Annotated in this window: 17 protein-coding genes and 2 pseudogenes; 5 read left to right on the plus strand and 14 right to left on the minus strand. The window is 61.6% G+C overall.

Annotated features, from left to right (window positions below; translation table 11 throughout):
* Positions 1 to 112: 112 nt before the first annotated feature.
* Positions 113 to 523: an ATP-binding domain-containing protein gene (locus tag AB4Z32_RS20940; RefSeq protein ID WP_442123818.1), complete on the minus strand. Its 411-nt coding sequence runs from the start codon at positions 521 to 523 to the stop codon at positions 113 to 115.
* Between AB4Z32_RS20940 and AB4Z32_RS20945 the strand changes: the two genes are divergently transcribed.
* The gene (locus AB4Z32_RS20945; RefSeq protein ID WP_442123819.1) at positions 497 to 853 is read left to right on the plus strand and encodes a hypothetical protein; all 357 of its coding nucleotides are present in this window, start codon (positions 497 to 499) and stop codon (positions 851 to 853) included. The two genes, AB4Z32_RS20940 and AB4Z32_RS20945, sit on opposite strands and share 27 nt — an antisense overlap.
* Here AB4Z32_RS20945 and AB4Z32_RS20950 read toward each other — a convergent pair.
* The 8 genes and pseudogenes from AB4Z32_RS20950 to AB4Z32_RS20985 all read right to left on the minus strand — a co-directional run.
* Positions 740 to 2,353: pseudogene (locus AB4Z32_RS20950) on the minus strand (AAA family ATPase); the annotation flags it as partial. The gene AB4Z32_RS20945 and the pseudogene AB4Z32_RS20950 overlap by 114 nt on opposite strands.
* On the minus strand, positions 2,353 to 2,844 hold the full coding sequence (locus AB4Z32_RS20955; protein ID WP_442123803.1) for a hypothetical protein: 492 nt from the start codon (positions 2,842 to 2,844) through the stop codon (positions 2,353 to 2,355). The pseudogene AB4Z32_RS20950 and the gene AB4Z32_RS20955, both read right to left, overlap by 1 nt.
* Positions 2,837 to 3,283, minus strand: a complete 447-nt coding sequence (locus tag AB4Z32_RS20960; RefSeq protein ID WP_442123804.1) for a hypothetical protein — start codon at positions 3,281 to 3,283, stop codon at positions 2,837 to 2,839. Before AB4Z32_RS20960 ends, AB4Z32_RS20955 begins: the two co-directional genes overlap by 8 nt.
* A gap of 2 nt (positions 3,284 to 3,285) precedes the next feature.
* On the minus strand, positions 3,286 to 5,478 hold the full coding sequence (locus tag AB4Z32_RS20965) for a hypothetical protein (RefSeq protein WP_442123805.1): 2,193 nt from the start codon (positions 5,476 to 5,478) through the stop codon (positions 3,286 to 3,288).
* Complete coding sequence (locus AB4Z32_RS20970; protein WP_442123806.1) at positions 5,462 to 7,321, minus strand: tyrosine-type recombinase/integrase; 1,860 nt, start codon at positions 7,319 to 7,321, stop codon at positions 5,462 to 5,464. The genes AB4Z32_RS20965 and AB4Z32_RS20970 overlap by 17 nt, the downstream gene beginning before the upstream one ends.
* Positions 7,318 to 8,607, minus strand: a complete 1,290-nt coding sequence (locus tag AB4Z32_RS20975) for a tyrosine-type recombinase/integrase (RefSeq protein WP_442123807.1) — start codon at positions 8,605 to 8,607, stop codon at positions 7,318 to 7,320. The genes AB4Z32_RS20970 and AB4Z32_RS20975 overlap by 4 nt, the downstream gene beginning before the upstream one ends.
* A 143-nt stretch (positions 8,608 to 8,750) precedes the next feature.
* Positions 8,751 to 9,383 (minus strand): annotated as a pseudogene (locus tag AB4Z32_RS20980) (ABC transporter substrate-binding protein); the annotation flags it as partial.
* A 20-nt stretch (positions 9,384 to 9,403) separates the two neighbouring features.
* Positions 9,404 to 10,291: a TauD/TfdA dioxygenase family protein gene (locus tag AB4Z32_RS20985; protein ID WP_442123808.1), complete on the minus strand. Its 888-nt coding sequence runs from the start codon at positions 10,289 to 10,291 to the stop codon at positions 9,404 to 9,406.
* A 183-nt stretch (positions 10,292 to 10,474) separates the two neighbouring features.
* On the opposite strand from AB4Z32_RS20985, the gene AB4Z32_RS20990 reads away from it, so the two are divergent.
* Together AB4Z32_RS20990 and AB4Z32_RS20995 are read left to right on the plus strand one after the other, a co-directional pair.
* Complete coding sequence (locus AB4Z32_RS20990; protein WP_442123809.1) at positions 10,475 to 10,924, plus strand: hypothetical protein; 450 nt, start codon at positions 10,475 to 10,477, stop codon at positions 10,922 to 10,924.
* Positions 10,911 to 12,233 (plus strand): PQQ-dependent sugar dehydrogenase, encoded by a 1,323-nt coding sequence (locus AB4Z32_RS20995; protein ID WP_442123810.1) that lies wholly within the window; start codon positions 10,911 to 10,913, stop codon positions 12,231 to 12,233. The genes AB4Z32_RS20990 and AB4Z32_RS20995 overlap by 14 nt, the downstream gene beginning before the upstream one ends.
* Positions 12,234 to 12,275: 42 nt before the next feature.
* Here AB4Z32_RS20995 and AB4Z32_RS21000 read toward each other — a convergent pair whose 3' ends face one another.
* From AB4Z32_RS21000 to AB4Z32_RS21020, 5 genes are all read right to left on the minus strand, one after another.
* The gene (locus AB4Z32_RS21000) at positions 12,276 to 13,439 is read right to left on the minus strand and encodes an efflux RND transporter periplasmic adaptor subunit (RefSeq protein WP_442123811.1); all 1,164 of its coding nucleotides are present in this window, start codon (positions 13,437 to 13,439) and stop codon (positions 12,276 to 12,278) included.
* Positions 13,429 to 16,641 carry an efflux RND transporter permease subunit gene (locus tag AB4Z32_RS21005; protein ID WP_442123820.1) on the minus strand — a complete coding sequence of 1,071 codons (3,213 nt, stop codon included), beginning with the start codon at positions 16,639 to 16,641 and terminating at the stop codon, positions 13,429 to 13,431. Before AB4Z32_RS21005 ends, AB4Z32_RS21000 begins: the two co-directional genes overlap by 11 nt.
* Before the next feature lie 220 nt (positions 16,642 to 16,861).
* Positions 16,862 to 17,827: a diguanylate cyclase gene (locus AB4Z32_RS21010; protein WP_442123812.1), complete on the minus strand. Its 966-nt coding sequence runs from the start codon at positions 17,825 to 17,827 to the stop codon at positions 16,862 to 16,864.
* Between the two features lie 43 nt (positions 17,828 to 17,870).
* Positions 17,871 to 18,830, minus strand: a complete 960-nt coding sequence (locus AB4Z32_RS21015) for a chemotaxis protein (RefSeq protein ID WP_442123813.1) — start codon at positions 18,828 to 18,830, stop codon at positions 17,871 to 17,873.
* 125 nt (positions 18,831 to 18,955) lie between these two features.
* A complete protein-coding gene (locus tag AB4Z32_RS21020) occupies positions 18,956 to 19,441 on the minus strand; it encodes a winged helix-turn-helix transcriptional regulator (RefSeq protein ID WP_442123814.1) in 486 nt (161 codons plus the stop codon).
* A gap of 107 nt (positions 19,442 to 19,548) precedes the next feature.
* Here AB4Z32_RS21020 and AB4Z32_RS21025 point away from each other — a divergent pair, with 107 nt between their 5' ends.
* Together AB4Z32_RS21025 and alr are read left to right on the plus strand one after the other, a co-directional pair.
* Entirely contained in the window at positions 19,549 to 20,841 is a 1,293-nt protein-coding gene (locus AB4Z32_RS21025) for a D-amino acid dehydrogenase (RefSeq protein WP_442123815.1), read from the plus strand.
* 13 nt (positions 20,842 to 20,854) lie between these two features.
* Positions 20,855 to 21,949 carry an alanine racemase gene (gene alr, locus AB4Z32_RS21030; protein ID WP_442123816.1) on the plus strand — a complete coding sequence of 365 codons (1,095 nt, stop codon included), beginning with the start codon at positions 20,855 to 20,857 and terminating at the stop codon, positions 21,947 to 21,949.
* Positions 21,950 to 22,146: the final 197 nt, after the last annotated feature.

Here is a 22,146-nt window from a genome sequence, read left to right on the forward strand (position 1 = left end):
CACTCCGCAGTGGCCGGGTTCCATGTCTGCTACTGGCCGAACCCGGCCGTTCGTAAGGCTCAGTGTACGGCCTGCATTGCTTTCTTGGCAAGTCAGGTTTTGATAAACGTACTTAAATTCTGAAGCCCACCTCACGCAACAGTGCGCTTGCTTGCGCGCTGACTGCCTCATCAAACAGTCGCCGGTCGCCAACGAACACCACTTGTTGGCGCGCTCGCGTCAAGGCCGTGTAGAGCATCGTCCGGTCAAGCAGCCGCGACTTCAAGATTGGAATGATCACGCGCTTGAACTGGCTTCCTTGCGCCTTGTGCGTCGTCACCGCATATGCCAAAGCCATTTTGTACAGGTATTCTGTCCCGATGAAGTCCACATAGTCCTTGCCCTCGAATCGGCAGAATAGACCCGGGTTCGTATCGTCGCGACCGATCCCGGTGATGACGCCGAGCGTGCCGTTGTACAAATCACGGTCGATGTCGTTCTCAAGGTAGATGACCGGATCGCCAACGGCAAACTGTTCGCCCATCAGAACTTCTCGGCATCGGCTCTCTGCGAGCCATTGATGGAAGCGGCGGTTCGTTATCAGAGTGCCGGCCTTGCCGCCCTTCACAGCGCCCACGATCTGGGCATCACTGATGCCGCCAAGTTCATTAAGTATTTCGAACATGCGATTAACCATTTCTCCCGGCTCGCATTGCACGAAGCTGATACCGTCGCGCAGCCCTTGGTATTCGCCTATTGTGGGCACGATACCGTTCCGCACATCTGCGGCGATCTGCGGAATGCCTGTTTCTGCGGCCTGGCGGTGAACCTTCGTGAGTTCGATTTTCGGTGCTGCGCTGTCGGCGCTGGCTAGGACATGGAAGGTCAGCCCAAACTCAATCGGCGGCAGTTGTCCTGGGTCGCCAACAAGAAGCAAGTGGGTCCCCTCGGGCAAAACATCGACGATCTGGTACAGCGTGGAGAGGCCGATCATGCTCCCCTCATCCACAATCACGAGATCGTTGTGCGTCACCGTAATCTTCTTCAAGCGCACATCGCGGAGGAACTTGGCGATAGTCGTTGCGTCGTACCCGGTTGCCTCCCGCATACGCTCCTTCGCTCTACCAGTAAGCGCCATCTGATGGATCGTGCAGCCTTTGCCGCGCACCACCTCATGTATGACACGCATAACAGACGTTTTCCCCGTACCGGCCCCGCCAGTAAGGATGACGATCTGGCGCTCAATGACTGCAGCGACGGCATCCTTCTGCTGTTGCGTAAGCTTGGGGTTCGACTGCTCATACAGGACAAACATGTCGCGCAGATAGTACCCGTCGAACAGGGTCTCCTCTAGCTGTCGCCACACGTCGCCCTGCACCTCGCCCTCCATGTTGAAGAGGACTTGCTGCACCGGCCTCTCACCCTGAATCATGGTTTTGATGCGGTCCCTCAGTTGCCGCTCCATATGGGCAGTGCTTGCGGACTGGTAGCCGGTCGTCCGGTCCCCGGTTGCCACGCCGGCGTTAAGCGCGAGCGCGATTGCATCCTCGCCAGTCTTCACGCCGGCGCGCGACCAAAGATGGCCGGCTACCGTTTCGTTCAGGAGGTTAATGACGCGAGTGCGAAGCGGCACATGCGCGGTCAAGGTATGCTTGTCATCCAATCGCCGGTAGAGGGCCGCTTCCACCGCTCCAATCAAGCGCCGTTCATCGCGGGCGCTAATGCCGTGCTGGTGCGCAATTCGGTCAACTTTGCTCCAGCCGATCAGTGCGAGAAGGAAGTAGGGGTTGGCGTCGATAACGGCAAGCGCCTGGTCTCCCCATAGCGCAATGAGTTTGTTGGCGAGCTTCGTTGGTAGCCCGAGCGCTTCCAGGCCGCGAATGACTTGCGTTTCTGCCATCTTATCGTGCCACTGTTCGACCAACTGCTCGGCCACCTCAGCACTTGGCAGGACATCAAGCAATGCTGTGATATCCCTGGTATCCAGCACGTCGGCCAGGCTGATGCCGCGCTGGTCAAAGTGGTTGAACAACTTCTGTGCGCGCTTGGGGCCAACGCCGGCAAACGTCTCTTTTAGGTAGTTGACCAGCAAGCGCCCATGAACGGGCTTCAAAAGCGAACACTTATCTGCGAGGATCTGGTTGGTATCGTTGTAGCGTTCCCATACGCCGTCAACGTGCCAGATTTCTCCCTTCTCAAACTTGCGCCCAACCGATGAACACCGGCCTGGGGCTACACGGACGACCTGCAGCAGACCGCTGGCGTCATACCCACTAAAGATCGCTCCCTTGACAGGGTGGAACCACCTAACCGACCGGACGCTCAAGGTGACGGATGCATTGCCATGATCAGACGCGAGGGCAAGCGAGGACATTACTTTTCCTCCTGGCGCAGTGCCACCACATGCAGCCCTGGCACATTGCGTCCAGTCTCAAGCTGGAAGCGGCGAATCTCGGCGTACTGCTTAAGCTGACGGTTTCGCTCCTGGATTTCCTTCTGGGCCTCCTTGAGGTTGGCGCTGACTTGCAGCAGCTTGTTGGCGAGCTTTTCCTTTTCCGCCTTCATGCGTTCAAGCTGCTCCTGTGATGCCGTCATGAGCTTGGGCTTTTTCCCGGAAGGCGCGTGGATGCCCAATTCCTTCTCGAACGCCTTGATGGCTTGAGTGCAGCGAGCCGTCTTGAACGCAGAGCGATCGTAGATCTGCAGATGCTTGGCGAGCCAGGTCCGGTTGATAGTCCCGTTGTTGTTGTTCAACTCAATCCCTGTCAAGTCGGGATTGCCGTCGGCGCCGGTGCGCACCTTGCCGGTACTCGGCTCTTTCTTTGAGATGATCCACGCTTCCAACTTGTGATAGCTGTCAGCCATTGTCAGACTCCTTGTCAGGGCGGTAGTTCGGGAGTAGAACTTCCGTGATCCTTGGTAGGGCCTTGGGCGCGTACTGCTGGACTGCCTTAAGCATCCAAGTCATACGCTGGGTTACATCGTTCAGTTGCCGTTCAAGGCGCGCGATTTCCTCGTTCTTCTGGCGGAGGATTTCCTCCTCCCTACGCTTTGGTTCCGGCTGAATCTGCGGCGAGTGCTCCTTCGCCCACACCGACTCCGCCTCCTCAACAAGGTCCAGCGCGTGGTTGTAGAGCGTTTGCTGGCTAATGCCGGCGCGATCGGCGATCTCTCGGCGCGACGGAAATTCGTCTTCCCGCACCACCTTAGCCAGTACCTCCTGAACCTTCGGCCGAATCATTGGCGTCGGTGTCCGCTTGCGCACGACCTGCTCTTTACGACTTGCTGCTTTGGCTGCTGGCACGATCAAACTCCTATTCCGTCCGCATTGCCACGCGGACGCTTCACTTCCTTGTAATGTGACTCACCGTCTGGGTAGACCTGCACGCTGACGGGGATGTGGCCCAGCACGCCGGCTTTCCCTTCCAACTCTTTGCGTTTGGCAGCAGCACGCGCCCACTGCGCCAAAGCCTCTTCGATAGCTTCGATCTCTGTATCCAGACCATGCAAAGCGGTATCAGCCCTGTAGACCTTTTCTTCTGCGAGTTCTTTTACTTTTGCTCGGTGCTTGCGTTGAATGCTGAGCTCCTTCTCTAACTGGATACGCTCGGAATCTACCCCAGTGACGTGATATGACTTGCAGCGTTTGAAGCACTTGTTGTGTTTCGGGCATGACTGCCCGGACCATTCATTTGTGCATGCGCCGAAACGAGTTACTAGGACTTGACCGATTTGATCCTCAAGGAATTCCTCCGCTTTGATCACGCTTAGGTCTCTCAACCGGTGGTATGCCTCAGTAATGGCTCCCTCTATCAACCTCGCGCGGACTGCATCTTTGACGATGGCAGTCCTAGCTGTATGTTCAGCTTTTTTAAGCCGATCTAGGTGAGATTTCTGGACGATGGTGATATCGCTGCCGCCTTGGTAGTACTCATTCTGGATAGGGTCGCGCCCCATTGCATGTGCTTGCTGAATTGGAGACAGTCCTGCCTCATCAAGGAATCTGTTTCGCGTATGGCGAGGCTGGTGCGTCCTGATCTTTATTGGGCTACCGTCCGGAAGAGTCAATCCCCTTCGCGTAAAGATGTTTGAACTGTTGTTAGCATTCCCAAGTTCTGCATGGAGCTTGTCGCGCTTGACTAATTTAGGGAATAATGTACGCACCGTGTACTTCCCGGCGAAGCTCAGTTGATCCTCAAACACCACGCAAAGCAAGTCGTGCATCCAAACCTTCGGGGTGCCGTCCCGATGGCGCAACACCACCAGGTCATCCATCAAAGAAAGGCATGCACGCTCGACATCGGCGACCAGAACCAGATACATTTGAGATGACTTGATTTTTCCCGCCCATCCTTGGGCTCGCGCCTCCATGGGAGTATATTTTTTGACGTTGTTCTTCTTTAACCACGTCCAAACATCCGTTTTACCGATGACCTCTTCGAGGCACTCCCTCGTGAGGAACTCTCTTGGCGAGTAGAACTCCGTTCCACCTAGATCCTTCGGTAGAGGGAAACGACCTGGCATGTCCGCTAGAAGCTTGGCTCTTGCTCGTGCTGGCGCACACAGGCGGTTCAAGGCATCCACTGCGATTTTTACATTCTCGTAGGCACCTTTGTCCAAGGGCTTGATCTCGACGCCGCCATCCGCTTTTTCGCGTAGATAACGCAAGCCGTAGTTGTGCCCCCTTGCTTCGGTCTCGCGATCCAGTTTCACCAGTGTTCCGCCCTTATCATTAAAGAAGGAATCGGTTGGAATTGTCTGTGTCTCGCCCGCGCGATCCCCTGCTGCCACATGAAGGCGTAGCAGTTCCATTAGGATGCGCTCGTTGTCATCAATAGGGTTGTTAATGCAGTGGTACAGCATGTCCATTGCAAATGGTGGAGTCGTCCTGTCTTTCTTTTTCTCGTCTGGCTTTTTATAAGGGTTCACGTATTTCACGCGTTGATCGGTAAGCCCGAACTTGTCTATTAGCTGGACGAGCGACGCAAGCCGCATACAGGTCACCCATTTCTTCTGTGCACGCAGCGATGTTTTTTCCAACCATGCTTTAACTTTAGTGAAGTGATGCGGCAGCAAGTCGTGCAATCCTTCTACCGGATACTCCCTTACCACCTCATTCAACCAGCGCAACGAATATAGGTATGCATCAATCCCTGCGTAGCTCTTTTTTTCTTCGCACAAGTAGTAAGCGCAGGCTACTTTTGCAAACTTCTCCAGCCATGGCATGAGCGGCTCGCGGTCCAGACTCTTGCCTCCCATTACCTCTATACGGCCATTCCGCTTGACGTAGGTAATTCTCTCGAACCGTAGATTTAACGCTCCGTTGTCTGGGTTACGATCGTGCGCAATATCCTTTAAGTCCCAGACAGGCGCGGTCCAATCTATGCTGACATTGAGGCCGAGATCTTTACGTTTCTGAATCAAGGTCTCAAGCTGGATTTTGACTTCATCGACCAATTCATCGAGGCGCGATGTCGCAGTGTTATTCGTGTTGATCATCGTTGAACTCCTCCACAAGCTGAATGACCGCCTTGACGTCAAGGATGGATTCTTGGAACGTGAATGCCAGCTTCACCGGCTCATTTGAGCCCGATTCCTCCACAATCTCGACGACTTCAGCTTCTAGCGCCTCCAACACCTGCTGGTGGACGGTGACATCATCAAAGGGATGGAAGTGATTGCAGCCGCCGTAACAGGAAAACACTATCTCCTTGTCGCACGGCCCACCACCAGTTGCGCGCCGGTCACATCCGCCGATCCCGGATACAAGCTTGTGATTGACGATGCCGCTGATGACATCTGTATTCCTTGTGATGTTTTTTAGGGGCATGACCGCTGTGGCACCCCGCAGTTTGGCCACATGCTCTTGGTAGCCATCATGTTTCGCAAGCGCTTTTTCAAGGATTTCGCTCAGTCCAAGCGCCGCTTGAACGTATGCTTTGACATGGTTTAAACGGTCATGATCCAGCACCTCTGCGATCAGTTCGGCGGAATAACCGGCGTCGGCCAGGCGCTGAGCCACGTTCGCCCGAAATTCGACTGACGACCTATTGACGCCGGCGCGCCGTGCGAAGGCTGCGATATAAAGTGCCGCATGTTCTTCCACTGGCCGCGTTGGCTTGGCCATTGGCTTTCCAGGCTGCCAGTAAGCTTTATCACCTACACCTGCATAAAGCAGCGGAACCGGGCCAGAGGCGCGCCTCTCATACAAACCTTCATTCTCGGCTTTTCGCTTTAGCTGGATATACTCCTCGATTTTCTGGCCAAGGCCAATCTCTGCAGGGAATTTCCGGCGCTTTGCTGCTTTTCCCTCGTACCGCTTCTTCCTACGGGGCACGTCGATAGAGTAGTACGTAACGCCGTCATCTACGACCTTCTTAAAGCCTTCTTCATCCATGCCTGCAATTTGGGCTGCGCGTGGCCCCAGTGCATACGCCAGATGGCACGCGATGTTATTGCGCAGGTGATCAAGCTTGTTTGCGATATGTAGGCGGTGGATCGCGGGAATGACATCGCCCATTCGGTAGAATCGGTCGATATACTTTTCGCCCTTTTTTCCTTCTACAGCCTTCACTGCTAGCATACTGAGAATACGGGTGATATCTGCGTGGTAGAGGGTCCGGTAACCGTCTCCATAGCCGAGCAGTGAGCATACCTCGACCAAAGAAATCGCCGCATCCGGGGAGTAGGAAGCCGGAAGCGGCTTATGATCATAGGGAGCAGTCTGTCTTAGCGTCTCCCTTAGTAGTCGTTCCTCGCTTAAGGAGAGTACGTGCTTGCGCGTCCTCTTGGCATCATCTGCCCGTCCCCCATGCCAAGGTATGTCTTTGATCCTGTGGGCGATATTGCGCTCGAAGCCGGGAATGTGCATATCTTCGGCCCAGACATAGAAGTTTTTGAATGTGCCGAATTCATTTTGCCGCCGTTGTGCCGCCAACAAGCGCAGAACGTGCTCCTGCGTCCAAGGCCAAACCGATGGATCTTTGAGAATGTCCTGCATTGCCTTGAACTTGTTATAGTGATGATAGGCAGACACCCATGAGGTGTTCTCAATGTAGTAACAGATAAATGCCTTCATAGCCTCCTTGAGAGGGCTTATTAGGATGATCCGATCCCAGGCTATGCTGCTACCACTAATCCTCCATTTCCAGATTTCGCCACTGACGTCGACGCGCGCTGGGTCTCTGTCTGGGTTCGGCCTTTGGCCTACCGCGACGGTGCCAGGGTTTTTGAAACGGTAGCTAAGACCAAGTGGTGGGTTATACCGTCGGATTTGGTCGTCATATTCATCGGCGCCGATATCCAGAAGGGCAACATTGCTTCGGTGTGCGAGTTGGCTCATCCTATCTGCCTTCTTCCTGATGCGACATCTTGTGCTTCCTGACCCAATAGCCTGCTGCGTTGCGCCTCATCCGCCGCGTCTTGCATCCATTTTTCCGCATATAGGCGGGGCATGTCGGATTTAAGGGTCCAACCACACAGTCGGCGCAGCTCTTCCATCGCCTCGCTCAGTGTCCGTTTGTCTATGTTGACGGCGTGCTCCATAAACTCGTTACAGTACGTATTCCTGAGTATATGGGGGTGCAGGTCCACCTCCTCCTTGGGGAATGCCGCTCGCTCCAAATCGAGGAGCATCTTATTGATTGAATCGAGCGATAGCGGCGCGCCATTAACTGTATTAATGAACAAGAAGTCATGTGGCGGTTTTCGCTTTTTCTGGATTCCAGAGGCATCGACGGCGTACGTGAATCGATACTTGTCGACATACTTCTTGAGCAGGTCCGAATGCCGGGGCAAGAGTTGGATGTCTCGCTCCTTGGTCTTAACATCTGGCCGAGGATTTCGCCGGTCCCTTGGATCTGCCGGGCGTTTCCTGACCAGCCATTTATGATCATTGTGAATGCTAGGCATGTCGGAGGAGAGTGCAGAAAGCAACTCGCCGCGCCGCATACCAGTGGCGTACAAGATTTCGAGAATGCACCAGTTCCGAAACTGTACTGCTTCGCTCTTAAATGGATTATTGGGTGATCGAGGACGCGCGACTGATCTCAGTCTATACATTTGGGCTTTATCGAGACCCTTTGTGGTCAAAGGTCGAGGCGGACCGGTGAATCGACTGAAGTAGCGATTCACCCAGTCCTTCACTTCTTTGAACTGCTCTCCGATCTGCTCCTCGGAGCCGCCACCGCTTGCAAAAGTGTACGCAGCCCAGTGCAGGTATTGCTTTACGTGGTTCATGTAGTCCGTGACGGTGTTGCGCAGGATGACCTCATCTTCGCTGGCAAGGCCGATCCTGCCGACGAGGTTTGCGGGGTCTTTTCGTCCATTGCGCATCCAGCGTGCGAACCCCGTAAGCACATCTACGTTTGGCAACCGTCCGCTCATGAGGAGGGCGTCCAAATCAAATTCGGCCACAACTTGACAGTAGTGGTACAGAGCTTTGAGTGTGCGAACGTGTTGGCCTCGCGAAGACTCCGCGTAGTGATCGTCAGCATAAAGTGTCATGTATTGAAACGGTATCCGTACAGGAACGAACGGATCGGTGTGGAAGAGAAGGTGTAGGTTTCCGCCTTCGTTCTTGCGGATCGACCTAACCACGAACGCATCATCGCCAATTGATTCGGACATCACATTGACTCCACATCGATATAGAATTAAATGGATTTTAATGGAATATTATGGACTCATCAAGCCGAAAAAAAAGGCGCTTTATTTTGGGAGCAATGGTTTGAAACAGGGTTCTTATGGACGCACAAAACGGTTCTACATAGAGGCGGATTGCCGAAGTGGCTGTTCAGCTCCGTCTGGCCGGCGATCAGCGCGGCCGCCGCGTCCGGATGCGGCAGGGATTGCGTCAGGCGGTCCAGGCGCGCGAACTCCGCCGTGCCCCAGCGCTTCGCCGCCGCCATCTGCAGGATCCGCGCCTGCACCGACACCGACACTGCCGGCAGCGCGATGCGGTCCTTGTCGCCGAAGTCGGCGATGGTCTTCACCTTCGGGTTGGTGCTGACCAGGTAGTAGGGAAAGTTGCCGAGGGAGGCGATGCCGCGCACGTTCTGGCGGCCGGCGGTGCGGTCCCAGATCGTCAGCAGCGGGCCGACGCCGGCGCCGGCCACGTCGATGGAGCCGGACAGCAGGGCATCATTGACGGCATTCCCGCCCGACAGCTGGACATACTCGACCTTGACCGGCACGCCCTGCAGCCTGGCGTGCTTCTCGATCAGCTTCTGGTCCTCCGCCACGTTCAGCAGCAGGTAGACGAGGCCGAACTGCTGGGCGATGCGCAACTGGCCCTCGGCGCGGGCCGGGGTGGCGAGGACGGTGGACAGGGCCAGCGCGGACAGGGTCAGGCCGGCGGCGATCTTCGATACGTAGCGAAACGGGGTGCGGAATGGGGTGCGCATGGTGGTCTGTTTATGATGGTTCAGAACGGGACGTCGCCTTCGATGGTGGTGCGGTAGAGCTTGCGGCGCTGCTGGTCCGGGCAGCCGGCCGCCAGGTGCATCAGCGAGCGGTTATCCCAGAACACCATGTCCTGCGGCTGCCACTGGTGGCGGTAGATGTGCTCGGGGCGGGTGCTGCGCTCGAACAGCTCGTCCAGCAGCGCGCGGCTCTCGTCGTCCGGCAGGCCGACGATGCGGGTCGTGAAATGCTCGCTGACGAACAGCGCCTTGCGGCCGGTCTCGGGATGGGTGCGCACGACCGGATGCACGACCGGCTTGACCTCGTCGATCTGGGCCTGGGTCAGGTTCGGGCGCCAGGGATTGCGCTTCTGCAGGTCGGCATAGCGATTCAGGTAGCTGTGCTCGGCCTTCAGATCCGCGACGGCGCGCTGCAGGTGCCCGGGCAGCCGCTCCCAGGCCGTGTGCTGGTTGGCGAACAGGGTATCGCCACCCACGAGCGGCAGTTCCTGGGCGTGCAGCATCGAGCCGAGGCTCGGCTTTTCCTTGTACGACAGGTCGGAATGCCAGAAGTGGCCGGCATCACCAAGGCCGATCGGCTGGCCGTTCTCGCGGATGTTCGAGACGATCAGGACTTCGGGATCCGACGGCAGCTGGAACTGGCGCAGCACGTGGATCTGCAGCGGACCGAAACGGCGGCTGAAGGCCACCTGCTGGCCGGGCGTGATGTGCTGGTGGCGGAACACCAGCACATGGTGCTCGAGGTGGGCGCGGTGCAGGCGCGCGAAGTCCTCGTTCGACAGGGGCCGGGACAGGTCGAGGCCGAGCACCTCGACCCCCAGCGGGGCGTCGAAGGCCTTGATGACGAAATGCTGGCGGGTGTCGGAAACTTCTTTGAGGACGGCGGACATGGGCGCTTTCGGATGAGTCGGGATGCGTCCAGCTTATGCCCGCATGATTGCATCGACAACGAAGCTTTTCGAGGAAGCTCATGCAAATTTTGCTGCGCCGCCAGTGCTCCAGTCATGCGACGTGCTGTTCCATATCCATGCTAGTCTCACAACACATTTGTTCACATACAGAGAGGCATCAACATGAAAACGGAAACACACACATCCCGATTCAGCATCACATCGGCGATATTCGACGTACTCGACCCGATACCCTTCGGTTTCTTCGTGGGCGCGCTCATCTTCGACATCCTTTATTCGAATACCTACACCGTGCTGTGGGTGAAAGCCGCGGCCTGGCTCATCAGCATCGGCCTGGTGTTCGCCATCATTCCCCAGCTCATCAATCTCGGCCGCACCTGGTTCGGCAAGCGCCGCATCCGTACCCGTAACCTGGCCATCAATTTCTGGCTCCAGGTGGTCGCGATCGTCGCCGCCCTGTTCAATGCCTTCGTGCACAGCCGCGACGCCTATGCCACGATGCCGGCCGGCGTCTGGCTGTCCGTGCTGACGGTGCTTGCGATGGTGATTGGCCGGATCGTGCTGGCCGCCGACTACGTCGTCTACAAGGAGGTCAGCCATGGACAAGCATAAACACGCACGGCGGCTGAGCCTGGGCATGGCGGCCGTGATGACGCTGGCGCTGAGCGCCTGCGGCGAGAAGGCCCAGCTGAACATCTCCCAGCAGGTGGGCGGCAATCCGTCCATGCCCAAACCCCAGGACTTCCTGGTGCCGCCGATGCAGGTGCCCGACGGCGTCGGCTGGAAGGGCGATGCCAAGCCGCAAGTTATCGCCGGCCTGCAAATCGAGAAGATCGCCTCCGGCCTGCTGCACCCGCGCCAGCTGCTGGTGCTGCCGAACCACGACGTGCTGGTGGTGGAAGCCAACGGTCCGGGCGAGGAGGCGGTGACCACGCCGAAACAGGTTATTGCCGGCAAGGTCAAGAACAAATCCGGCAAGGGCGGCAAGGGCGGCAACCGCATCACCCTGCTGCGCAGGAAACCCGGCGGCAGCGGCGAGTGGGACAAATACGTCTATATCGAAAAGCTGCACTCGCCCTTCGGCATCCAGCTGGTCGGTGACACCCTGTATGTCGCCAACACCGGCAACATCATGAAGTACCGCTACACCCCGGGCGAAACGAAGATGTCCGACCCTGGCGTCGAACTCGGCGACCTGCCCAGCACCGTCAATCACCACTGGACCAAGGCGCTGCTGGCCAGCCCCGATGGCAAGCACCTCTACGTCGGCAGTGGTTCCAACAGCAACATCACGGAAAACGGCCTGGAAGTCGAATACCGGCGCGCCGCCGTGCTGGAAGTCGACGCCGCGACCGGCGCCAGCCGCGTCTACGCTTCGGGCATCCGCAATCCGACGGGCCTGGGCTGGGAGCCGCAGACCGGCAAGCTCTGGGCCATCGCGAACGAGCGCGACGAAATCGGTGCCGACCTGGTGCCGGACTACCTGACCTCGGTGCAGGAAAAGGGCTTCTATGGCTGGCCCTACAGCTACTACGGCCAGCACGTGGACCGCCGCGTCCAGCCGCAGCGCCCGGACCTGGTCGCGAAAGCCATCAAGCCGGACTATGCGCTGGGTTCCCACGTCGCGGCGCTGGGTCTGTGGTTCTACACGGGGAATATGTTCCCGCAATACAAGGGCGGCGCCTTCGTCGCCGAGCATGGCAGCTGGGATCGCACGCCGCTGAGCGGCTACCAGGTCATCTTCGTGCCCTTCACGAACGGCATGCCCAGCGGACCGGCCCAGTCGATCGTGACCGGCTTCCACTCGGCCGACGAAAAGCAGCTGTTCGGCGCGCCGGTCGGCATGGCGCAGGATGCGGACGGTGCCCTGCTGATCGCGGACGACGTTGGTAACGTGGTCTGGCGCGTCACCAGGCGCTGACAAACCTGACGTGGGCACGGGGTGCCCACGGCGGTTCCCGAGTCAGCCCGCTTTGCGCGGCTGGGCCGCGGCGGCCACCTTCACCTGGTCGCCATCCGCCAGCCCGTCCGGCGGGCTGTCGATGATGCGGTCGGCCTTGCTCACGCCATCGCCCAGCTGGATCACATTGCCGTAATCGCGCGCGATCGTCACCTTCCGGATGCGTACGCGGTTGCCGGCATCCAGCACCGCGACCTGGGCGCCGTGGCGGCCCATGATCAGCGCTCCCGGCGGAATCGCCACTGCGTCGTCGGCCATTGCGGCCTGGTCGAAGCGCACGGTGGCGAAGGCGCCCGGCAGCAGCTCTCCCTTCGGATTCTCGACCGCAAGCTGGACCAGCATGGTGCCGGAGCCGGCATTGATGGCCTGGGCCAGCGACTCCACCCTGGCCTGGTAGCTGCTGCCCGGACGTTCCGGCACGCTCACGCGCGCGATGCTGCCGGGGTGGATCGCGGCCAGCTGGCGCTGCGGCACCTGCACGTACACACGCAGGCGGTGCAGGTCGGACACCACGAACAGCTCGCTGCCGGCGCTGGCGGTGGCGCCGGCATTCACCAGGGCGCCGACGTCGGTATTGCGGGCCGTGACCATGCCGTCGAAAGGCGCCACCAGCCGGGTGTAGCGCTTGAGCGCCTGCTGGCGGTCGACGCTGGCCTGCAGCGCCTGCACATTCGACTGCTTGGAGATGAAGTCGCCCTGCTTTTCGTCGGCTTCCTGTTTGGAGACGGCGTTCTGCGCCACCAGCGACTGCCAGCGCCTGGCCGTGCTCTCGGCCAGCGCCAGGTTGCTGCGCGCCACCGCCAGCTGGGCCTGGGCCTGGCGCAGGTCCTGGTCGAGGTCCGGGGTCTCGATCGTCGCCAGCACCTGGCCGGCCTTGACCGGCGCGCCGATGTCGACGTTCCAGTGCGCCAGGTAGCCGGACACGCGGGCATAGATCGGCGCCCGCGACCAGGCTTCGATGCGGGCCGGCAGCTCCATTGGACTGCCGGCGACGTCCTTCATCGACACCAGGCTCACGGTCGGCACCGACTGCTCCGCGGCGGACTCCTTGAGCTGCTCGGCCTGGGAGTGACGGGTGGCGAGGCCGCCGATCACCACCGCGCCGGCGACGGCCAGCGCGAGGGTGCCGACGACCAGCGGCCGCCTGGAAGAAGATTTAGCTTGCATGGGCAGGAACTCCGGATTGGGGTGGCAGGCTGGAATCCGCCGCGCGGCGCTGCGCGCGGCCGTGGACCAGGCTGAAAACGACGGGGACAAAGACCAGGGTGGCGATGGTCGAGAACACCAGGCCGCCGATCACGGCGCGGCCCAGTGGCGCATTCTGTTCGCCGCCCTCGCCCAGTCCCAGGGCCATCGGCAGCATGCCGATCACCATGGCCAGGGCGGTCATCAGGACCGGGCGAAAGCGCACGAAGCCGGCTTCGAGCGCGGCCGCGGCGGCGTCGCCCGATTCATCCAGTCTCTCGCGCGCGAAGCTGATCACCAGCACGCTGTTGGCGGTGGCCACGCCCATGCACATGATGGCGCCCGTCAGCGCGGGCACCGACAGGGTGGTATGGGTGGCGAACAGCATCCACACGATGCCGGCCAGCGCCGCCGGCAGCGCCGAGACGATCACCGCCGGGTCGAGCCAGGACTGGAAGTTGACGACGATGAGCAGGTAGATCAGGCCGACCGCGCCCAGAAGACCAAACAGCAGACCCGAGAACGCGCGCTCCATGGTACGCACCTGGCCCAGCATCTCGACCGTGGCGCCCTTCGGCACATCGGCCCTGGTTTCTTCGAGCACCTTGCGGATGTCGGCGGCGACGGCGCCGAGGTCGCGGTCCTGGGTAGTGGCGTGGATCTGCACCATCGGCGCGACGTCGTACTGGCTCACCAGCGCATTGCCGTTGCCGCGTTCGAATCGCGCGATCCCGCCGAGGGTGGCGGCATTCGCGTTCGAGCCGTTGCCGACCGGGAGATTGGCCAGCGCGGACAGCGAGTCCAGCTCGACCTCGGGCGTCTGCATCACGATCGGATAGGTCACGCCGGTGGCCGGGTTCAGCCAGTAGGTGGGCGATACCTGGCTGGAGCCGGCCAGGTTGATCACCATACTGTTGGTGACGTCGCGCGTGGTCAGGCCGAGCAGCTGGGCCTGGGTGCGGTCGACTTCGACATTGAACATCGGCGAGCGGTTCGACTGCTGGATGCGGGCATCGGCCACGCCGGGGATCGCGCGGATGCGCTTCAGCAGCTGGTTGGCATAGCCGAAGTCGGCGTCCAGGTTACGGCCGCGCACCTGCACGTCGATCGGCGCCGGCGAGCCGAAGTTCAGGATCTGGCTGACGATGTCGGCCGGCGGGAAGGAGAAGGTGGTGTCCGGGAATTCGCGCGGCAGCACCTCGCGCAGCTTGCGCACGTAGTCCGCGGTCGGGGCATGGTCCTCGCCCAGCGCGATCTGGAAGTCGCCGTCCTGGGTGCCGATCGTGCCGGTGTTGTTGTAGGTGAGGTTGATGCTCGACGAGGGCTTGCCGATATTGTCGACCATCGTCACGATTTCCCTGGCCGGGATGACCTTGCGGATCGCCTCTTCGATCTTCGCAAAGCGCTTGGCGGTCTCCTCGACCCGCGTGCCGATCGGCGCGCGCGCATGGATCAGCACCTGGCCGGAATCGACGGCGGGGAAGAAGTTACTGCCCAGGAAAGGCACCAGCAGGAAGGACAGCGCCACCACGGCGATGAAGCCGATCAGGAAGGGCCGGCGATGCCGGATCGAGTGCTGCAGGATGCCTTTGTAGCGGTGGCGCAGGCCTTCGAAGCGCGCCTCGAAGCCGCGCTGGAACCGTTGGAAGGCATTGGTCGGCTTGTGCGCGTGCTCTTCGCGTGGGTCATGGGCGCGCAGCAGCCAGTTGGCCATGGTCGGCACCAGGGTGCGCGACAGGATGAAGGAGCACACAAGTGCGAAGATCACCGCCTTCGCCATCGGCACGAACAGGAAGCGCGCCACGCCTTCGAGGAAGAACATCGGGATGAACACGATGCAGATGCACAGCAGCGACACCAGTGCCGGCGCCACGATCTGCTGGGCGCCGTCCATGATCGCCGGTTCGACCGCCTTGCCCTGCTCCAGGTGCCAGTTGATGTTCTCGATGGTGACGGTGGCGTCGTCGACCAGGATGCCGACCGCCAGCGCCAGCCCGCCGAGCGTCATCAGGTTGAGCGTTTCGCCGGTCGCCGCCAGGGCGATGATGGAACCCAGGATCGACAGCGGGATCGAGACCGCGATGATCACGGTCGAGCGCCAGCTGCCCAGGAACAGCAGGATCATGATGCTGGTGAGGGCGGCGGCAATCGCGCCTTCGAGCGCCACGCCCTTGATCGCGGCGCGCACGAACACCGACTGGTCGTTGATCGGCACCACCTTGAGGGCGTCCGGCAGGCTGGCCTTGAGCTGGTCCAGCTTGGCGCGCACGCCGTCGACGATGGCCAGGGTGGAGGCGGAGCCGTTTTTCAGGATCGACATCAGCACCGAGCGGCCGCCGTCGACGTGCACGATATTCGTCTGCGGCGCATTGCCGTCGTGGACGTCGGCGACGTCGCCCAGGTAGATGGTGGCGGCCGGCATCCCGGCGCCGTTCACGACCTTCACCGGCAGGCGCGCCAGGTCCTCGATCGCCGACGGCGCGTTGTTCAGCTGGATCGTGTATTCGAGCGCGTCGATCTTCTGGCTGCCGACCGGCGTCAGCACGTTCTGCGCCGCCAGCGCGTTGGCGATGTCCTGGGCCGACAGGCCGCGCGCCTGCAGCGCTTCGGGCTTGACGTCCACCTGTACCTGGCGCTGCTTGCCGCCGTAGGGCAGCGGGATCGCGGCGCCCGGCACCGTCACCAGCGGGGTGCGGATCGTGTTCAGGCCGAGGTCGAACAGCTGCTGCTCCGACAGCCCCTTGCCGGACAGCGCCAGCTGCAGGATCGGCACCGTGGCCGCGTTGTAGTTGAGGATCAGCGGCGGCGTGATCCCGGCCGGCATCTGGCGCGAGGCCGACTGCGAGATCGCCGTCACCTGGGCGTTGGCGACCGCGATGTCGACGCCGGGCTGGAAGAAGATCTTGACGACGCTGATGCCGGAATAGGTATTCGCCTCGATGTGCTCGATGTCGTTGACGGTGGTCGTCAACGAGCGCTGGAACAGGGTCGATACCCGCCCCGCCATCTGGTCGGGCGGCAGGCCGGTGTACTGCCAGGCCACCGCGATCACCGGCATCTTGATGTCGGGGAAGATGTCGGTGGGCGTGCGCACCGCGGCCAGCGGGCCGATGATGAGCAGGGTGAGCGCCAGCACGACGAAGGTATAAGGCCGTCGAAGCGCGACGCGGACAAGACCAAGCAGCATGTAATACTCCGGGCAAGGGCCTACTGCCAGCAATCTGCCGTCATCGTCCTGTAATGACAGCGCATCTACAGCAAAGCCGGGATACAAACCCAGTAATATGCGCCAAAACCGCCACGCTGGCTAGGGCGATGGCCCGCAAACCGGCATGAATTTCTTGCATCAATACGCGCCGGCGCCGCGGCGTCAATACGAAACCGCCGTCACACCCGTATGTGCGTCAAGCTTCGCCGTCGAGCACCACGCGGTCGCGGCCGCCGCGCTTGGCCGCGTACAGGGCCTTGTCGGCGGCCTCGATCAGCGCCTTCGCATCGTCCAGTCGCCCCTGCTCCATGCTGGCCACGCCGATGCTGAGCGTGACATAGGGACGCACGGCGCCGGGTGCATGCTGGAGGTTCAGCGAGGCGACGTATGCGCGGATGTTCTCGGCCAGCTGGCGCGCCTGGGCGGCATCGGTGTCCGGCAGGATGGCCGCGAACTCCTCGCCGCCGTAGCGCGCGGCGACGTCGGCCGGACGCTTCAGCTTTGCCGCCAGCGCCTGCGCCACCGCCGCCAGGCAGGTATCGCCGGCCTGGTGGCCGAAGTGGTCGTTGTAGGCCTTGAAGGAATCGATGTCGGTCAGCAGCAGGGACAGCGAGCCTTTGATGCGCTGGGCGCGCCGCAGCTCGCGGTCGAGGGCGACGTCGAAATAACGGCGGTTGGCGATGCCGGTCAGGCCGTCGACATAGGAACGGGCGCGCAGCGATTCGGCGTGGTCGAGCAGGCGGCGCTCGCGCTCGACGGTCCCACTGACGTCGCGGATCTCGACCAGGCAGAAGGTCTCGCCCTCCTCGCGGAACGGCGACACCGATACCGCCTGCTCGATCAAGGGGCCGTCGAAACTGCCCGCGGCGCGCAAGGGAAAGGGGCTGCGGTTATCGAGCTGCGGGATCGCGGTGGCGGTATCGTCGGCCAGCGCGGCCAGCACCGCCGCCTCCACCCTCGAGCCGCGCAGCTCGGGAAAGACCTCGAACAGCGTGCGTCCCATGACGCGGGCGGCGGCGCGGCCGCAGCGCGGCGTCAGCCAGCTGTTCCAGAGCACGATGCGCTGGCCGGCGTCGAGCACGATGACGCCGCCGTTGACGAGATTGAGGACGCGCGCGGCCAGCAAGGCGGGTGCGTCGGCTTCTGGCTTGGTAGTGATCACTTGGCAGTTCGGAAACAAATCGACTGCCGGATCATACCGGAACTCAGGGGCGCAGAATAGCGCGCAAGGTCCGCGACAGGTCTTCGGCCGAAAACTTCGCCACGTAGGCGTCGGCGCCGACCTTTTTCACGTGCTCCTCGTTGGTGGTGCCCGACAGCGAAGAGTGGATCACCACCGGCAGGCTCGAGAAGCGCTGGCTGCTCTTGATGCGGCGGGTCAGCGTGAAGCCGTCCATCTCCGGCATCTCGAGGTCGGTCAGCACCGCGGCCACCTTGTCGTAGACGCTCTTGCCTTCCGCTTCGGCCGAGGCGGCGATCGCGTTCAGCTGCTCCCAGCACTCCTTGCCGCTCTTGGTCATCACGAAAGGCAGGCCCATCGCGTCCAGGCCCTGCTCGATCAGGGCGCGCGCGACCACGGAATCGTCGGCGGCCAGCACCACGGCGCCCGGCTTCACGACGATCTTGTCGCCGACCGCCTGCTGGACCTGGCGGTCGTCGGTCGGCGGGTTCAGGTCGCGCAGGATGGTTTCGACGTCCAGCACCTGGGCCAGGCGGGCCGGCTGGCCGTCCTGCGGCTCGAGGCGGGCGATGCTGGTCACCATGCCGCTGCCGGCGCCGTGCTCGGACGACATCACCTGGCTCCAGTCCAGGCGCACGATCTCTTCCACGCTCTCGACGGCGAAAGCCTGGGTGGTGCGCGCGAATTCCGTCACCAGCATGATGTTGAGGCCGGTCACCGGCTTGACCCCGGCGATGCCCGGCAGGTCCAGCACCTGGATGATCTGGCCGCGCAGGTTGACCACGCCGAGCACGTGCCTGGGCGCGCCGGCGATCGCGGTAATCTCCGGCATCGCGACGATCTCGCGGATCTTGAAGACGTTAATGCCGAACAGCTCGCTATGCGCACCGTTCTCGTCGCCGCCGAGGCGGAAGAGCAAAAGCTCGAATTTATTGGTGCCGGTAAGGTTGCTGCGCTCGTCGACTTCCTGCTGAACCGATTTCATGTCCCATCCTGAAAAGTTATGATTCCCCTGGGAAATGATTTTAGTGAGGATCGGGAGCGCTGTGTCAGTACGAGGCTAAGTCTTGCTCCGTTTCATCAGTTTGTGTTCCAAAAAACCACGGAACCTCAGCCGCCAATCGACAGCGCCAAGGTTTCTTTCACTTCCTCCATCACCACATAAGACTTCGACTGCGCCGAATCCGCCAGATGCAGGATCTCCCCCAGCAGCCGCCGGTACTCCGACATCTCCGGAATCCGCGCCTTGATCAGGTAATCGAAGTCGCCCGACACCAGATGGCATTCCATCACTTCCGGAATGCCGAGCATCGCCCGCCGGAAGCGTTCGAAGGCTTTTTCCGACTTCTGCAGCAGGGTGATCTCGACGAACACCAGGATCTGCAAGCCCATCGCCTGCGGATTGACCCGCGCGTAATAGCCGGCGATGACGCCGTCGCGCTCCATCTTCTTGACGCGTTCGATGCAGGGCGTCAGCGACAGCCCGACCCGCTCGGCCAGGTCCTTCATCACGATCCGCCCGTCGCTTTGCAGGATGGAAAGGATGTGGAGGTCGATCTTGTCGAGGACCCGGCTCGACTCCTTCTGAACGCGCATGAAGATTCACCAAATCTGGATTTAAATATAGAAACAATTATGGCTATATCACATATAAGATAGCAAGATCTTCTGCAACATCCAAATCAATTTTTTCTGAGAACACTATGCGAGTAATCGTGCTGGGAAGCGGTGTGGTCGGCGTCACGACTGCGTATTATCTGGCGAAGAGCGGCCACGACGTGACCGTGATCGACCGACAACCGGGGGCTGCGCTGGAAACCAGCTTCGCCAACGCCGGCCAGATCTCGCCCGGCTACGCCTCGCCCTGGGCCGCGCCCGGCATTCCGCTGAAGGCCTTCAAGTGGCTGTTCCAGCGCCACGCGCCGCTGGCGATCCGGCCGGACGGCTCGCTGTTCCAGCTGCAGTGGATGTGGGAGATGTTCAAGAATTGCGACGCCGACCGCTATGCCGTCAACAAGGAGCGCATGGTGCGCCTGGCCGAGTACAGCCGCGACTGCATCCGCACACTGCGCAACGAGATCGGCATCGACTACGAAGGCCGCCAGCAGGGCACCCTGCAGCTGTTCCGCACCCAGGCCCAGTTCGACGGCGCCGCCAAGGACATCGACGTGCTGCGCCAGGCCGGCGTGCCCTTCGAGGTGCTGACCCGCGAGCAACTGTCGAAGGCCGAGCCGGCCCTGGACAAGGTACGCGACAAGCTGGTCGGCGGCCTGCGCCTGCCGAACGACGAAACCGGCGACTGCCAGATGTTCACCACCGGGCTGGCCGCCCTCGCCGCGGAGATCGGCGTGCGCTTCGAATACGGCGTCGACATCCGGGCGATCGAGTCTCAGGGCGACCAGATCACCGCCGTGCGCACCGATAAAGGCAGCTTCACCGCCGACCGCTACATCGTCGCCCTGGGCAGCTATTCGCGCCTGCTGCTCAAGCAGTTCTTCCGGGTCCCGGTGTATCCGCTGAAGGGCTACTCGCTCACGGTGCCGATCACCGACGCCGCCCAGGCGCCGGTATCGACCATCCTCGACGAGACCTACAAGATCGCCATCACTCGCTTTGAGAACCGGATCCGCGTGGGCGGCATGGCTGAAATCGCCGGCTACAGCAGGCAGCTCAACCCGGCCCGCCGCGAAACCCTGGAGATGGTCGTGAGCGACCTGTTCCCGGGCGGCGGCGACGTCTCCAAGGCCAGCTTCTGGACCGGCCTGCGTCCGATGACGCCGGATTCGACCCCGATCGTCGGCGCCACCCCGCTGCGCAACCTGTTCCTGAACACCGGCCACGGCACCCTCGGCTGGACCATGGCCTGCGGCTCGGCCAGCGTGATCGCCGACCTGGTCAGCGGCAAGGTCCCGGCCATCCACACGGACGACCTGGCGATCTTCCGCTATGCCGGTGCGCGCCAGGCGGACGCCCGTACCGAATTCGCGAAGGCCTGAGATGGTCGCTAGCGTGCACACCGCCCGTGCCGGGGCGGTGCTGACGGTCGACCTGGCTGCGGTGCGCGCCAACTGGCGCCTGCTGCAGACGACCGTCGGCAAGGCCGCCTGCGCGGCCGTGATGAAAGCCGATGCCTACGGCCTCGGCATGGACATGGTGGCGCCGGCCCTGGCCGACGAAGGCTGCCGCGTGTTCTTCACCGCCCACCTCGAGGAAGGCATGCGCCTGCGCCCGCTGGTGCCGGCCGACAGCACGATCTACGTGCTGCACGGACCGCCGCCCGGCGCCACCGCCGAATTCGTCGGGTACGGCCTGATCCCGGTGCTGAACGATCCGGCCCAGATCGCCGACTGGCGCGCCGCCTGCCGCAGGCACCAGCAGCGCCTGCCGGCCGCGCTGCAGTTCGATACCGGCATGTCGCGGATGGGGTTGGCCCCGGTGGACGTCGACAGGCTGCTGGCCGACCCGGTCTGGAAGGACGAGTTCAAGCTGATGCTGGCGATGAGCCACCTGGCCTGCGCCGACGACGCCGAACATCCCATGAACCGCGCCCAGCGCGAACGCTTCGCCGTCCTGCGCGCCCGCTTCCCGGGCATTCCGGGCAGCCTGGCGAATTCCTCGGCCGTGTTCCTGGGACCGGACTACCACCACGACCTGGCGCGTCCGGGCGCGGCCCTGTACGGCATCAACCCGCATCCGGGCAAGGACAATCCCTTGCGCCAGGCAGTCGGGCTGCGCGCCCGCATCCTGCAGTCGCGCATGGTGCAGGCCGGCGACGCGGTCGGCTACGGCGCGCGCTACGTCGCCGACGGCCCGCGCCGCATCGCCACCATCGGGATCGGCTACGCGGACGGCTGGCTGCGCTTCCTGTCGGGGCGCGGGCACGCCTACGTCGATGGCCTGTCCGTTCCCATTGCAGGCACCGTGTCGATGGACAGCATCACGCTGGATGTGACCGGGATTCCGGAAGCGCGCGTTGCGCCCGGCTGCGAGGTCGATCTGCTGTGTGCGCAACAGACGGTCGACGATGTGGCGCGTGAGGCGGGGACGATCGGGTATGAGGTGTTGACGCGGCTGGGCAGCCGCTTTCATCGGCAGTACCTCTAACGCTAATACCGTCAATCCCGCGACAGCGGGAATGACGGCTTAAAACAAGGCGCTGTTCGCGCCAAGTGTGGAATCTTTTCTGCAAGCCTGCGGTCCAATGTCGACCTGAACCGTTGACGGAGGCCCCATGCAAGCACGGCAGTTCGAACAGTTCCTGCAACGCCTGTCCTCTCTAACGCGGCGCCAGCGCGACCGCC

Source organism: Massilia sp. 2TAF26, from assembly GCF_052115005.1.
In the GTDB taxonomy this organism is placed as follows: Bacteria; Pseudomonadota; Gammaproteobacteria; order Burkholderiales; family Burkholderiaceae_D; genus Telluria.